This is a genomic window from Nakamurella sp. A5-74 (assembly GCF_040438885.1).
Taxonomy (GTDB): domain Bacteria; phylum Actinomycetota; class Actinomycetes; order Mycobacteriales; family Nakamurellaceae; genus Nakamurella.
This window is the reverse complement of sequence record NZ_CP159218.1, coordinates 1213701-1227842: the sequence shown is the minus strand read 5'-3', so window position 1 is coordinate 1227842 and position 14142 is coordinate 1213701. Positions and strand designations below refer to the sequence as shown.

The window sequence follows — 14142 nt, the reverse complement described above, 5'->3', positions numbered from 1 at the left end:
GTGGGTCTCCTCATGTCCTCACCGCCACCCGCGGACCCGCCACCGGCAGCGTCGCCGAGCGATCTCCCGCTTCCCAGGATCGTCTACGTGCTCTCTGCGATCGCCCTGTGCGTGGCTGTCGGGTTCGGCATCCTGGCCCCGGCGGTACCGGTGTTCGCCCGCGACTTCGGCGTGGGCCGCACCGCAGCGGCCCTGGTCGTCTCGATGTTCGCCGCCGCCCGGATGGCCTCGGCGCTGGGCGTCGGGAAGTTGATCGATGTGATCGGCCCGCGCCAGGTGCTCGGCGCCGGCCTGGTGATCGTCGCGGTCTCCAGCGGGGTGGCCGGGTTGTCGCAGACGTACGTGCAGCTGCTGGTGCTGCGCGGAGCCGGCGGAGTGGGGTCCGCGATGTTCACCGTCGCCGCGAGTTCCCTGCTGGCACAGGCGATTCCGTCCGCCGTCCGCGGTCGGGCGATGAGCCTGTGGTCGGGTGCGTTCCTGTTCGGCAGCGTGCTCGGACCCGTGATCGGCGCGCCGTTGCTGGCGATCGGGTTGCGGGCCCCGTTCTTCTTCTACGCAGCCACCCTGTCGGTCGCAGCGCTCGTCGCCTATGTCGCACTCCCCCGCTCGCCGCGGCGAGCTCGGCGCGATACAGATCTCGGGACGGGCATCACCGCGGACGACGACGAGCCGCGCGAGGGGATCAGGGAAGCCTGGCGGCTGCCGCAGTTCCGGGTGGCGCTGGTCGCCGACCTCGCGGGCAGCTGGACGATGTCGGTGCGGCTCGCCATCGTGCCGTTGTTCGTGACCGAGATGCTGCTGCTGGGCGACGCCTGGAGCGGGTACGGCCTGGCGATCGCTGCAGCCGCCAACGCTGCCCTGCTGATCCCGTTCGGTCGCTGGTCCGACTCCCGCGGACGATTGGGCATCGTGGCGATCGGTGGCGTGGCGAGCGCGCTCGCGATGGGCCTGCTGGCCGCCCCGGCGGCGCTGTGGATCTTCGTCCTGGCGATGGCGATCTCCGGCATCGGGTCGGCGGCGCAGGCCGTCGGCCCCGGCGCGATCCTGGGCGATGTGGCCAACGGCCGCCGCGGCTCGGTGATCGCGACGTACCAGATGATCGGTGACGTCGGCTCATTGGTCGGCCCGCTGACCGCCGGGCTGCTGGTCGATCTGGGCGGCTACGGCTGGGGCTTCGGAGTCACCGCGGCGCTGTCCGCGGTGTCGGCGGCGATCGCGGTCACCGCCACCCGACGAGCGCGCAGCGGCCCCCGACCTTCGACCGGCTGAACGGTTCACGGGCCCCCACTCCCGCACGAAACTCGACCCCGCCCCACCTCGTGACGGGGCCCGGAGTCGAAGTCCGTGGGTGGGTCAGTGACTCCTCAGCCAACGGCCGGCGACCCTCCCCGAAATCGCTGTGACTCGCACTCCGATGGGTTTACCGGTAAAGTCTGCGGCATGGACTTCACCACGCTCGGCAACACCGGCACCGCCGTCTCGACCCTCGCGCTCGGCACCATGACTTTCGGCGCAGAGAGTGACGAGGCCGAATCCCATGCGGTACTTGACGCCTTCGTCGCCGCCGGCGGCACCCTCGTCGACACCGCCGACGTCTACTCCGCCGGGACCTCGGAGCGCATCATCGGTCGCTGGTTGGCCGCGCACCCGACCGAAGCCGCCCAGGTGGTGCTGGCGACCAAGGGACGGTTCCCGATGGGCGAGGGCCCCAACGACGTCGGCCTGTCCCGCCGGCACCTCTCCCGGGCACTCGATGCCTCGCTGGAGCGGCTCGGGGTCGAGGCCATCGACCTGTACCAGATGCACGCCTGGGACGCCGTCACGCCGATCGACGAGACCCTGCGCTTCCTGGACGACGCCGTGCGCGCCGGGAAGATCCACCATTACGGCTTCTCGAACTACCTGGGCTGGCAGCTGACCAAAGCGGTCGCCAGGGCGCAGGCACTCGGCTTCACTCCGCCCGCCACCCTGCAACCGCAGTACAGCCTGCTGGTGCGCGACATCGAGCATGAGATCGTGCCCGCCTGCCTGGACGCCGGGATCGGCCTGCTGCCGTGGTCACCGCTGGCCGGCGGTTGGCTGACCGGTAAGTACGTGCGCGACGAGAACCCCACCGGCGCAACGCGTCTCGGTGAGGACCCGGAGCGCGGGATGGAGGCCTGGGAAGCGCGCAACGCGGACGAGCGCACCTGGACCGTGATCGAAGCGGTGACTCAGGTCGCCGCCGACCACGGCGTCGGCGCCGCACAGGTGTCCTTGGCGTGGTTGCTGTCCCGGCCGGCGATGACGTCGGTGATCCTGGGCGCCCGCACCGTCGCGCAGCTGGAGTCCAACCTCGCCGCTGCCGACCTCGAGCTGTCGGCAGCGGAACTGCAGCGTCTCACCGAGGCCAGCGCACCACGTCCGGACGACTATCCCTACGGCGCCGCTGGGGTGGCCCAGCGCCACCGGGGAATCACCGGCGGTCGTTGAGCCGGTCCGCACCATCACCGGCGGGCCGATACCTTCCTCGCCGACCCGCAGCACCATCCACAAGAACAGTCCGTTCCTGGTCCGGCGCAACGGGTTCCGCATCACTGGGAGCAGCTGCTCACCGGCGATCGCTGACCGCCACAACCGGCGCTGCTACGTCGTCCCGGGTCCGACACCGCGACACCAGCTGCGCATGCAGGGTGGGGTCACCGGTGAGCTCCGGGTGGAAGGAGATCGCGGTGACGTCTGCGCGACGGACGCCGACGATCCGGCCGCGGTGGCGTGCCGTCACCTCGACGTCCCGGCCCACCTCGATGACGATCGGCGCCCGGATGAAAGCCGCCCGCACCGGCCCGTCCACCGTCTCGACCAGCGCCTCCTCCGACACGACCTGCGCCCCGAAGGCATTGCGCTGCACGGTGATCGGCAGGATCCCGAGCGACTGCTGATCGGGGGCGGGATCCTGGATCGCCTCCGCCAGCAACACCATCCCGGCGCAGGTGGCCAGCGTCGGCAGCCCACCGGTGATCAGCGCACGCAGCGGGTCGGCCAGACCGAACAGGCGAAGCAGACGGTCGATCGTCGACGACTCTCCACCCGGCAGCACGATGCCGTCCAGGTCCGTCAGATGGGCCGGACGCCGGACGAGAACCGCCTGCGCACCAGCGGATTCGAGCATCCGGACGTGTTCGGCAACCCCACCCTGCAGCGCCAGGACACCGACCCGCGGCCGGCGCCCGACGGAATGCTGCAGGTTCACCAGCCGCGCTCGGCGAGCCGATGCGGGGCCGGCAGGTCGGAAACATTGATGCCGACCATGGCCTCGCCGAGTCCGCGGGAGGCCGCGGCGATCTCGGCCGGGTCGTCGAAGGCAGCGGTGGCGCGGACGACAGCTGCCGCACGGGCCTCCGGGTTGCCGGACTTGAAGATGCCGGAGCCGACGAACACACCGTCCGCCCCGAGCTGCATCATCATCGCGGCGTCGGCCGGCGTGGCCACCCCGCCGGCGGTGAACAGCACCACCGGCAGGGCGCCGCGGCGAGCCACATCGACCACCAGGTCGTACGGGGCCTGCAGGTCCTTGGCCGCGAGATACAGCTCGTCGGGGGTCTTGGCAGCCAACGCGCGAATCTCGCCCTTGATGGTGCGGATGTGCTTGGTGGCCTCGGAGACGTCGCCGGTGCCGGCCTCGCCCTTGGAGCGGATCATCGCCGCGCCCTCGGTGATCCGGCGCAGCGCCTCACCCAGATTTGTTGCGCCGCAGACGAACGGGACGGTGAAGCGGTGCTTGTCGATGTGGTGCAGATAGTCCGCGGGGCTGAGTACCTCGGACTCGTCGATGTAGTCGACCTCCAGGTGCTGCAACACCTGGGCCTCGACGAAGTGGCCGATGCGCGCCTTGGCCATCACCGGGATGGACACCTCTGCCCTGATGGCCTCGATCAGGTCCGGATCGCTCATCCGGGCGACGCCGCCCTGCGCGCGGATGTCGGCGGGCACCCGCTCCAGGGCCATCACCGCGACCGCGCCGGCGTCCTCGGCGATCCTGGCCTGCTCGGCGGTGACGACGTCCATGATGACGCCGCCCTTGAGCATCTCCGCCAACCCACGCTTGACGACGGCGCCCCCTGCTGTCGGCGGCACGTCGGGGTCCAGCAGGGTGCTCGTCACGGTGGTCGGGGTTCGGGAGTCCAGGTCGGTCATGAGCACCACTGTGCCCGCCGAAGTGGCACAGGGCCAGATCCACTCCGCGCCACTTGCGTTGGACCACTTGGCGGGTCCACGCTGACTACGTGACCCGAACCAGCAGCACCGCGGCGGTTGACGTGCCGATCGTCGTCGACCCGGCGCTCGGCCGACTGCCCGGACAGATCGTCGACGGGTTCCGCGACCTGGTGACCCGCGGGGCGCTCCGGCCCGGCGACCGGTTGCCCTCCAGCCGCCGGCTGGCGGCCGGCTGGAACATCTCCCGAGGAACGGTGTTGACCGCCTGGGACCAGCTCGCCGCCGAGGGGTATCTGGCGGCCGCGCACGGTTCCGGGACCGTCGTCAATCCCGACCTGTCGCTGGTGCACCCGGCCCCGCGCCCGCATCCGCCGGCTCCGACCGGCCAGCCATCCTCCATCGCCGGTCCGGCAGCCACGGCCGGTGTCGATCTGCGCCCGGGCCGGCCGGGCGTCACCGGGTTGGCCGACGCCAGCTGGCGGCAGGCATGGCGGCGGGCTGCTGCCCACCCGTCCCCGTCCTCCGTCCCGGCGCCCGGTCTGCCTGCGCTACGCGCCGAGATCGCCGCGCATCTGCGGCAGATGCGCGGACTGGTGGTCGAACCCGACGAGATCGTGGTGACCGGCGGCGCGCGGGACGCGCTCGCCGCCCTGCTGCAGATCATCACCGTCCGGCTCGGCCATCCGCCGCGGGTGGCCGTCGAGGACCCCGGCTATCCGTCGCTGCGAAGGGTCCTGCACCGGTACGGCGCAGCCGTCGTCGAGATCCCCGTCGACGACGACGGACTTTCGGTGACTGCCCTGGAAGAGCTGTCCCACCCGGCACACCTGGTGCTGGTGACACCCAGCCACCAGTACCCGCTCGGGGCATCGCTGCCGGTCGGCCGACGGTTGCGGCTGCTCGACTGGGCACGCCGGACGGATGCCCTGGTGATCGAGGACGACTACGACTCCGAGCTGCGCTACGTCGGCGCGCCGCTGCCCGCCCTCGCTGCGCTGGACCGCGGTCCCCGCAGTCCGCGAGGAGAACGGGTGGTGACGCTGGGCTCGTTCGCCAAGACCATGACCCCCGATCTGGGGAGCGGCTTTGCGGTGCTCCCAGCGACCCTGCTGCCGGAGATGGTCGCGCTGCGCTCCGACCTCGGCCCGGCCCCGGCGCCCATCGTCCAGCGGGCGCTGGCCGACTACCTCGCCGCCGGCGGGCTGCGTCGGCATGCGCAGCGGATGCGGCGCGAGTACCGACGTCGACGCTCTCTTCTCTCCGACGCCTTCACCGAGGTCACAGCGGTGCGGGTGCTGGCGATGGACGGCGGCCTGCACGCTGTGCTCGAGCTGGTGCGGACCGCCGACGCGGTGAGCGCAACTGCGGTGGAATCCGCTGTGCAACAACAACTGCTGGCGGTCGATGTGCAGCTCGGCGCGCTCGGCGACTACTGGGCGAGCTCCCGACCCCGTGACCGGTTCGGCTGGGTGCTCGGCTACTCCGGCATCTCCGACGACGACCTGCGACGCGGACTCGAGCTGGTCCGCAGCACGGTGGACCACGTCGTCGCCCAGGCGGCACCGAGCGGGCCGGTGCCCCTCTAGCATCGCTTCCGTGGAATACCTGCTGATCGCCGTGGCCGCGCTCGCCGTCGTCATCGTCTCCACGGTGCTCTCCCGCCGGACCGGAGTCGCCGTCCCGCTGTTGCTGCTCGTCGTCGGGATCGCCGCGAGCTTCCTGCCGGCGATCCCGGACTTCGTGCTGGCTCCGGAATGGATCCTCGCCGGCGTGCTGCCGCCGCTGCTGTACTCGAGCGCCGTGCGATTCCCGGTCACCGATCTGCGCCGCAACCTCGGCCAGATCAGTTGGCTCTCGGTGATCATGGTGGTGGCCTCCGCGCTGGTCATCGGTGTCGTCGTGCACGCCGTGTTCCCGCAGATCCCGATTGCGCTGGGAGTGGCGCTGGGCGCGGTGGTCAGCCCGACGGACGCCGTCGCTGCCACCGCCATCGGTCGGCGACTCGGGCTACCGCCGAGGCTGATGAGCGTGCTGGAGGGCGAGAGCCTGATGAACGACGCCACCGCGCTGGTGTTGCTGCGCACGGCACTGGCCGCGGTCATGGGGACCTTCAGCTTCTGGCAGTCGCTGCGCGACTTCGCCGTCGCGGTGCTCGTCGCGCTGGTGGTCGGCGGGCTGATCGCCGGCATCACGATCATGGTGCGGGCCAGGATCAGCGATCCGGTGCTGACCAGCACCATCTCGTTCTTCGTGCCGTTCCTCGCGTACTTCCCCACTGAGGAGCTGCACGGGTCAGGAGTGCTGGCGACCGTGGTCGCCGGGGTCATCACCGGACACCGCTCCGCGCACAGGTTCTCCGCCGCGGCCCGCGGCACCGAGGCCGCGAACTGGGCGACTATCAGCTTCGTCCTGGAGAGCGCGGTCTTCCTGGTGATGGGCCTCGAGCTGCCCGGTCTGGTCACGGACGCTCGCACCGAGTCGAGCATGTCGACGGTTGCCGCCATCGCCGCGGTGGTCTTCGTGCTGCTGCTGGCACTGCGGGCGGCGGGTGTGCTGGTGGCGATCCGGTTCGGGTCCCGGCACAACAGCACCCGGCGGAGCAGACGCAGGATCGAGGACGCCGAGTCCGAGCTCGAGACGATCGAACCGGAGACCCACCAGCAGGAGCGGCGGGCCCAGAACATCCGGCGGTGGATCGACCGCGGGCGCGCCGATCTGGCCTTCGAGGAGGACCAGCCCATCGGCCGCAAGGGGGCCCTGGTGCTCAGCTGGGCCGGCATGCGCGGTGTGGTGACTCTCGCTGCCGCGCAGACGATCCCGGAGGGCACCGACCACCGGGCGGTCGTGGTGCTCGTCGCGTTCGTCGTCTCGGTCGCCACCCTGATCGGGTTCGGCAGCACTCTGCCGCTCGTCATCCGTCGCATGCACTTCCGCGAGCGCAGCGTGCAGGACAAGCGCGAGGAGATCCGCTCCCTGGTGTCCGAGATGGTCGACACGGTGTCGGAACGACTCGGGCCGTTGGAGGACCAACAGATCGAGGGGGAGCCCATCGCGCCGGCTGTCGTCGAGCGGATGAGCAAGCTGTTCGCTCCGCTGCTCACCGGCGCCCTGCCGGAGGGTCAGGCGAAGATCGACCACCGGGATCAGCTGATCGAACTGACCGAGCGGTACGTCGCTGCCCTGCGGGAGACGCTGCTGGACGAACGATCGATCGGCAACTACCGCGCCGACACCTATCTCAAGGTGCAGGGTCTACTGGACGCGCTCGAGCGACGGGGCGAAACAACGCACTGACATCCCGGGTGGCCGGCGCAGTGCTTCAGCGATCAGGCAGCCGTCCGATCGGGGGACTACGAGTACTCGCTACCGAACAGGTCGTCGTCATCATCCGACAGGCTGCGGGCCCGACGGTTCCCCGCACCAGGAAGACGTCCGCCCAGGCTGTCCAGGTCGGCGGCCTGCTCGGGTCCGCGTTCCGGCGCCGTCGGTTCGAACGGTTCGGCGTCGGCGCGGCCGTCTGCATCGTGCGGCGTCGGGTCCGCGGTGGCGTCCTGATCGTCCGGTGACGGCACAGCACTGTCGACACCCGGAGCGGCTGCTGCGGATTCGGGCTGCGCGGCCCTGACTGCGGTCGGTCGCACACTGCCGAGCACCGCCACCGACCGACCACCGGCGACGAAGCCGGCCAGACCCAGCGCCGCGACGCGGTCCTGCCGTCCCAGCTCGGTGAGCGGGATGGCGTCGACGAACGCGAACTCGGTGGGGCGCTTGAAGATCGGCAGCCGTGCCGCCACGTATCCCTGCAACTGCTGCACACCCGGCCGTTCGACACCGGCCCTGGCACTGAGGACTGCGACCACCCGCGCCGGCTTCGAACCAGTTCCAGGAACGGCCCCGACCACAGCGGCGGCGATGTCCGGATGGGCCGCCAACACCTGCTCGATCTCCTTGGGGTACACCGTGAATCCTGAGACGGTGAACGTCTCGTCCGCACGGTCGACCAGGTGCAGCTCCCCCAGATCGTCGAGATAGCCGACATCCTCGGTGCAGTACCAACCGTCCTCACCGGGACCGTCGGCGCCGTCCGGCCAGTACCCGCTGAAGAGCGTCGCACCCCGCAGGCTGATCCGGCCGACGTCACCCATCCCGGTCACGTCGGCGAGATTCCCGTCCAGCGCATCGACGCCGCCGTCGGTCCCCACCCTGCTGCCCGGATCCTGCGGGACCCCAGGAGGTTCGTCACCGGCCGCGTCGCCGGTTCCGGAGTCGATCCTGATCTCGAGCCCGCCCAGCGCGCAGCCGACGGATCCGGCACGGGAACGGGCGGTGACCAGGGATGAGGCGACCACGGACGTCGACTCCGAGATGCCGTAGCCCTCCCACACGTGCTGTCCGGTCACTGCGCGGATCGCCGAGAAATCCGATGACGGGAGCGGCGCTGCACCGGACGTCATCAGGTGGACGCTGGCCAGCGCCCGCTCCACTCCTTCGGTGGCCAGCAGCGCGCGGTACACCCCGGGCGACCCGGGGATGATCGTCACCTTCGCGCTGCGGATCAGCGACGGGAGTCCGCTCAGATCGCCGCCGGCCGGATCGACCTCGGGGAACACCGCCGCGGCGCCGACCGCGGCCAGCGGCAGGAACGCCGTCACCAGGCCGGCGAGATGGTGCACGGGCAACGCCATCACGGCGCGGTCGTCGGCGCGCAGCCGGGAGCCGGGAGCCCCCGTCGCCGCGGCCACGGCCGCGAGCACCGCGTGGTGGGAGATCATCACGGCCCGGTAGCTGCGCGAGGCACGCGCCAGCACGGCGAGGTCCTCGCCGCCCCCGACGGCCGACACCGGCGCCCGGTGAGCCGTCCACCATCGGCGCAGGTCGGCGGCTGCGAACACGGTCGACACGCCCGCGACCTCGGGGGATCCGTCGGCGACCAGGAGCAGCCTGGCCCCGACCCGCGCGGCCACCGTCGCGAGGTCTGCTCGGTGCGGATCCACCGGAACGGCCACCAGACCGGCCCGGGCGGTGGCCACCAGGGTGAGGACCAGGTCGGCCGAGCTGGGCAGCGCCACGAGGGCCCGATCTCCGCGGTGCGAACCGGACTCCAACAGGTCAGCAGCGCCGGCATCCGCTGCCGCGTCGAGCTCACCCCAGCTGATGGACCGACCGGAGTCGATGATGGCGATCCGCGCAGCATGCCGCTGCCCGGCCGTGCGGATCAGCTCCGCCCAGTTGACCATCGGTTCGCTCGCGTTCGTCACCGCGTCCTGCTCCTCTCGCCTGTGCGACGGTGGGGATCGAAGAGACGTCCCGCCCCGGATCCGGACCCGCGCACGGATCCGGACACCACCGTCAGGGTAGTGCGATCGGTGGCTCGATACCCTGGGGGCACCGGCAAGGCGCGCGACGAGTGGACGGAGGTGCGGGGTGCGACTCACCAGACCGTCCGCGCGCGAACGCGCCGCCAGAGCCCAGCTCGCCGGCCAGGCGTCTGCCGAGGCCGCATCGGCCGCTGCGCACGCCGAACCGCTGGCCCCCGGTACCGACCTCACCGCAGCCGCATTCTTCGACGTCGACAACACCGTGCTGGCGGGTGCCTCGATCTACCACTTCGTCCGCGGACTCGCGTCCCGCAAGTTCTTCACCACCGGTGATCTGGTGCGATTCGCCGTCCGGCAGGTCCGGTTCCGGTTCGCCGGCGAGGACTCCGGAGACATCCGGGACTCCCGCGAGGAAGCGCTGTCGTTCGTCGCCGGCCGCACCGTCGCCGAGATCGTCCGGCTGGGCGAGGAGATCTACGACGAGGAGATGGCCGATCGGCTCTATGCCGGATCGATCGAGCTCATCAAGCGGCACCTGGATGCCGGTCAACGCGTGTGGTTGGTGACCGCAACCCCGGTCGAGCTCGCCCAGATCATCGCGCGCCGGCTCGGCCTGTCCGGAGCGCTGGGCACCGTGGCCGAGGCCGTCGACGGCGTCTACACCGGACGGTTGGTCGGTGAGATGTTGCACGGCCCCGCGAAAGCTTCGGCGGTGCGCGCACTGGCCGCGGCGGAGGGCCTGGACCTGCGCAGATGCACCGCGTACTCCGACTCGATCAACGACGTCCCGATGCTGAGCGTCGTCGGAACCGCGGTGGCGGTGAATCCCGATGGGGCGCTGCGGGACGCCGCCCGGAAGCACGGCTGGCAGATCCGCGACTTCCGCACCGCCCGCAAGGCGGCCAGGATCGGCGTGCCCTCGGTGCTGGGCGCCGGCGCGATCACCGGCGCGGTGTTCGGTGGGCTCGCGGTCCGGCGGCGCCTCCGTTAGGCATCGATCACCCGGTCGACCGCGCGGTGCTGCAGAACAGTTCCAGTGGTGCGCCGCCGCCCGGCAGATGGCGAAGCACCAAAACTGTTCTGCAGGCGCGGTGCTCGTCCGGCGCCACCCGTTCAGCGTCGCGGGCCGTCGCGGAGCACACCGCGCACGGCGTCCAGCGACAGGTCGTACGGCCCGAAAGCCTCCATCCACCAGGTCGCCCCCGCGGCGGCGTAGGGCGCGGGGTCGGTGCCGGGGGTACCGCCGATCGCCACGTCGTACGGACCCGTCTGCTCGCCCGCGGCACGCAATTCGGTGACGGCCCCGACGATCTCGGCCAGCACCTCCGGATGATCGACGCCGACCGGGAACACCCCCTGGAACCGGGCAGCCCGGCGCAGCGGACGGGGGTTGCCGGCGCGCACCGCCACCCAGACCGGGATGGCCGGCTCCTGCACCGGGCGCGGGCGGAATGCGATGCCCTGCACCGTGTAGTGCTCGCCGTGATGGTCGACGTTCTCGCCCGTCCAGGCAGCCTGCAGGATCTCGAGCGCCTCGTCGAGCATCGCACCCCGGCGGCGCGCGTCGAGCTCCTCCCCGGCACCCGACAGCTCGCCGGCGGAGTCGTCGGCGATCCCGACACCGAGGGTCAGCCGACCGTCGCTGAGCCGATCGAGGGTGGCTGTCTGCCGGGCGATGACCGTGGGCCGTCGCCGCGGCAGCGGGGTCACCATCGGACCGATGCGGATGTGCTCCGTCGCAGATGCCATGGCGGACAATGTGATCCACGGATCAGCGATCTGCGCGACCGGCGCCCGGTAGGACATGTGGTCCCAGACGAAGGTGCCGTCCCAGCCTGCCTCCTCGGCCTCCGCAGCGATCCGCGCGACCTCGCGCGGATCCGCCAGCACGTCGAAGACGGGAAGGAACAGGGCGTGGCGCATCACCAGAGGGTACGGGCGGCCATCAGGCCCCGGTTGCCGTCACCAGCAGGTACTCCCACTCCATCAGGTACGGATCCTCGGAGACGGCGAACTCGTCGGCCAGTGCCAGGAGCCCGTCGTCCAGGATCCGGACGGCCGCCGTATCCTCTGCGATCCGCGCGTAGGTGGCGATGGTCGGCCCGTAGCGGGCCTTGAAGAAGTCGCGGAAGTGTTCCGCGCCGCTGAAGGTGCCGACCTCCAGTGTCCGCCGCTGCATGACCAGGTCGGTGACGCGGTCACCGAGCAGTTCCCGGACGTGGTCGGGATCGCCCCACAGCGGCGGCGGCTGGGCGCCCGGGGCCGGCGGCGCGGCATGGGGCCGCATCACCCCGAACATCCGCCCGATGAAGCCGGCGGGTGTCCAGCTGATCAGCCCGATCCGGCCGCCCGGCCGGCAGACCCTGACCAGCTCGTCCGCTGTCTGCTGGTGGTGCGGCGCGAACATCACCCCGACGCAGGACGTGACCACGTCGAACGACGCATCCGCGAACGGCAGCGCCTCCGCGTCCGCCTCCTGCCAACGGAGTGTCGCGCCCTGCTCGGCTGCCAGCCGTTCACCGTCGGCGAGCAGTTCGGGACACAGGTCCGAGGCGATGACGTCCGCGCCGGCCAGCGCCGCGGGGATCGCAACGTTGCCCGCCCCGGCCGCCACGTCGAGGACCCGATCACCGGGGCCGACCTGAGTGGCGGCGACCAGGGTGGGGCCGAGCAGGGCGATCACGTCGGTGGCGACCGAGGTGTAGTCGCCGAGCGCCCACAGAGCCCGATGTCTGGCCTTCAGTTCCCGATCGGCGTCATCCGCCGTTCTCGCGTCAGCCAGGGCAGTGTCTGTGGTGGTGTCGGCGTTGCTCATGATCGGCCTCCGGGTGGTGGTGCGGTGTGACCGGAGTCTGCGAGCACCCGCCCGCCCGTTCCAGTCTGTACCTGTAGTGACGCCCCATACACCTGCAGGGATACCGATCCTCTCCAGGAAAGGGCGCTCATGACCACCTACCCGCAGTTCTGCCCTTGCCAGGGCGATGGCGGTAGGAGGTCTCAGACCCGCCGGGGGAAGCCGAACTCGGTCCGCAGACCGACGGAGTGCACAACCGAATCCGGCGTCCGGTCGGTGATTCCGGGCAGCCCGGCAGCGGCGACCAGCCCGTCGTCGAGATGCTCCAGCGTCGCCTGTCGGAGCGACCACGGCGGGTGCGCGTTCGGGATCCACAACGGTCGGGAAAGCCACGAGGTGTGCAGACCGAACCGTGCGGTCAGGAACACCTCCAGCGGTGACGGTTCGTCGATCGGCGCGCCGACCCGCACCCGCATGGTGCCGCCGACGCTGCGCGGACCCGGCAGCCGCCGCCGGGTCGAGTAGGTGATCACGTCGCCCTTGATGTCGATCGACATCCTGGCCCACATGTACGGCGTCCCGAACAGCCCTCGCGCGCCGAGCACCACCGCGAGCCTGGTGGTCTCGAGCGATCGGAACACCACGCCGTGCCGACCATGGTCGTCGACCGAGTAGAGCCGCACGTTGGTCTCGGCGAAGGTCCCCAGGTACGGCACCCCCGGGCCGCGGCCAGGGCCCGCGTCGTGCATCCGGAACGGGATCAACCCCACGTAGGTCGCGCCGTCGAGGGTGTCCGGACGCACGCCGCGCGGCATCATGTCGGCCACCATGGCTGGGTCGATCGCCCAGTGCACGAACGTCAGGTGTTGCCAGTCCTGCTGCATGAGCCAGGGCCGACGAAGCTCGGGGGCCCGCGGTGAGAGGCTTGCCATCAGCCGAAGAACGGGTGCCCGCGCTGCGCCAGCAGCCGGTACAGGGTCTGCTGGATGCTCTCCCGGATCCGGTCGGTCAGGTTGAACACCACCATCGGGTCCTCGGCCGCGTCCTGCGGGTAGGTGTCGGTCGGGATCGGCTCACCGAACTCGATGATCCACTTCGACGGCAGCGGGACCGCCCCGAGCGGACCCAGCAGCGGGAACGTCGGGGTGATCGGGAAGTACGGCAGGCCGAACAGTCGGGCCAGCTGCGGCACGGACGCGATCAGCGGGTAGGTCTCCTCGGCGCCGACGATCGACACCGGGATGATCGGTACCCGCTGTTGCAGGGCAGCCGAGACGAAACCGCCGCGGCCGAAACGCTGCAGGCGATACCGCTGCTGGTACGGCTTGCCGATGCCCTTGAAGCCCTCCGGGAAGACGGCCACCAACTCGCCGCGGCCGAGCAGTCGTTCCGCATCCGGATGGCAGGCGAGGGTGGCGCCGGACTTGCGGGCAAGCGGCCCGAACACCGGCAGGTCGAAGACCAGGTTCGCCGCCAACGTCCGGAGCACCCGCTGCTGCGGATGGTGATCGCGCATGGCGACGGTGAGCATGGCGGCGTCCATCGGCACGGTGCCCGAGTGGTTGGCCACCACCAGCGCACCACCCTCGGCCGGCAGGTTCTCGATGCCCTGGACCTGGACCCGGAACCACCGCTCGAACAGCAACCGCAGCGGTGGGAGGACGAAGTTCTCGTGGAAGTCGGGGTCGTAGCCGAAGTCGTCGACCTCGTAGTCGCCGGTCAGCCGACGGCGGGTCGCCGCCAACAGGCCGGCCAGGGTGTCCTGCCAGCCACCGGCAGGCTGCTCCTGGGACGGGGTCCCGGTGCCGACCCCGAAATCGGGCACGGCCGCGC

Annotated in this window: 12 protein-coding genes; 5 read left to right on the top strand and 7 right to left on the bottom strand. The window is 71.0% G+C overall.

Translation table 11 applies throughout. The annotated features are described in order from the left end of the window. Window positions 1-12: 12 nt before the first annotated feature. Window positions 13-1269: an MFS transporter gene (locus ABLG96_RS05565; RefSeq protein ID WP_353650395.1), complete on the top strand. Its 1257-nt coding sequence runs from the start codon at window positions 13-15 to the stop codon at window positions 1267-1269. Between the two features lie 171 nt (window positions 1270-1440). Beyond that, window positions 1441-2472 carry an aldo/keto reductase gene (locus tag ABLG96_RS05560; RefSeq protein ID WP_353650394.1) on the top strand — a complete coding sequence of 344 codons (1032 nt, stop codon included), beginning with the start codon at window positions 1441-1443 and terminating at the stop codon, window positions 2470-2472. Between the two features lie 118 nt (window positions 2473-2590). Here ABLG96_RS05560 and pdxT read toward each other — a convergent pair whose 3' ends face one another. Beyond that, window positions 2591-3232, bottom strand: coding sequence for a pyridoxal 5'-phosphate synthase glutaminase subunit PdxT (gene pdxT, locus ABLG96_RS05555; protein WP_353650393.1), 642 nt, complete (start codon window positions 3230-3232; stop codon window positions 2591-2593). Further along, window positions 3229-4176, bottom strand: a complete 948-nt coding sequence (gene pdxS / locus ABLG96_RS05550) for a pyridoxal 5'-phosphate synthase lyase subunit PdxS (RefSeq protein ID WP_353650392.1) — start codon at window positions 4174-4176, stop codon at window positions 3229-3231. The genes pdxT and pdxS overlap by 4 nt, the downstream gene beginning before the upstream one ends. An 89-nt stretch (window positions 4177-4265) precedes the next feature. Between pdxS and ABLG96_RS05545 the strand changes: the two genes are divergently transcribed. Beyond that, a complete protein-coding gene (locus ABLG96_RS05545) occupies window positions 4266-5783 on the top strand; it encodes a PLP-dependent aminotransferase family protein (RefSeq protein WP_353650391.1) in 1518 nt (505 codons plus the stop codon). 10 nt (window positions 5784-5793) lie between these two features. Further along, window positions 5794-7491, top strand: coding sequence for a sodium:proton antiporter (locus ABLG96_RS05540; RefSeq protein ID WP_353650390.1), 1698 nt, complete (start codon window positions 5794-5796; stop codon window positions 7489-7491). A gap of 56 nt (window positions 7492-7547) precedes the next feature. On the opposite strand, the gene ABLG96_RS05535 is transcribed toward ABLG96_RS05540, so the two are convergent. Next, window positions 7548-9455, bottom strand: a complete 1908-nt coding sequence (locus ABLG96_RS05535; RefSeq protein ID WP_353650389.1) for a class I adenylate-forming enzyme family protein — start codon at window positions 9453-9455, stop codon at window positions 7548-7550. Between the two features lie 166 nt (window positions 9456-9621). Between ABLG96_RS05535 and ABLG96_RS05530 the strand changes: the two genes are divergently transcribed. Next, on the top strand, window positions 9622-10506 hold the full coding sequence (locus ABLG96_RS05530; protein WP_353650388.1) for an HAD-IB family hydrolase: 885 nt from the start codon (window positions 9622-9624) through the stop codon (window positions 10504-10506). Between the two features lie 122 nt (window positions 10507-10628). Here ABLG96_RS05530 and ABLG96_RS05525 read toward each other — a convergent pair whose 3' ends face one another. From ABLG96_RS05525 to ABLG96_RS05510, 4 genes are all read right to left on the bottom strand, one after another. Beyond that, window positions 10629-11438 (bottom strand): LLM class flavin-dependent oxidoreductase, encoded by an 810-nt coding sequence (locus tag ABLG96_RS05525; RefSeq protein ID WP_353650387.1) that lies wholly within the window; start codon window positions 11436-11438, stop codon window positions 10629-10631. A gap of 22 nt (window positions 11439-11460) precedes the next feature. Beyond that, window positions 11461-12330 carry a methyltransferase domain-containing protein gene (locus ABLG96_RS05520; RefSeq protein WP_353650386.1) on the bottom strand — a complete coding sequence of 290 codons (870 nt, stop codon included), beginning with the start codon at window positions 12328-12330 and terminating at the stop codon, window positions 11461-11463. A gap of 182 nt (window positions 12331-12512) precedes the next feature. After that, the gene (locus ABLG96_RS05515) at window positions 12513-13241 is read right to left on the bottom strand and encodes a DUF2071 domain-containing protein (RefSeq protein ID WP_353650385.1); all 729 of its coding nucleotides are present in this window, start codon (window positions 13239-13241) and stop codon (window positions 12513-12515) included. Beyond that, window positions 13241-14134: a lysophospholipid acyltransferase family protein gene (locus ABLG96_RS05510; RefSeq protein ID WP_353651391.1), complete on the bottom strand. Its 894-nt coding sequence runs from the start codon at window positions 14132-14134 to the stop codon at window positions 13241-13243. The genes ABLG96_RS05515 and ABLG96_RS05510 overlap by 1 nt, the downstream gene beginning before the upstream one ends. Between the last annotated feature and the right edge of the window lie 8 nt (window positions 14135-14142).

Bases quoted from the DNA above. Each gene is read 5' to 3' on its own strand.
- ABLG96_RS05565 (WP_353650395.1), top strand. From the start codon at position 13: ATGTCCTCACCGCCACCCGCGGACCCGCCACCGGCAGCGTCGCCGAGC.
- ABLG96_RS05560 (WP_353650394.1), top strand. From the start codon at position 1,441: ATGGACTTCACCACGCTCGGCAACACCGGCACCGCCGTCTCGACCCTC.
- pdxS (WP_353650392.1), bottom strand. From the start codon at position 4,176: ATGACCGACCTGGACTCCCGAACCCCGACCACCGTGACGAGCACCCTG.
- ABLG96_RS05525 (WP_353650387.1), bottom strand. From the start codon at position 11,438: ATGCGCCACGCCCTGTTCCTTCCCGTCTTCGACGTGCTGGCGGATCCG.
- ABLG96_RS05520 (WP_353650386.1), bottom strand. From the start codon at position 12,330: ATGAGCAACGCCGACACCACCACAGACACTGCCCTGGCTGACGCGAGA.
- ABLG96_RS05515 (WP_353650385.1), bottom strand. From the start codon at position 13,241: ATGGCAAGCCTCTCACCGCGGGCCCCCGAGCTTCGTCGGCCCTGGCTC.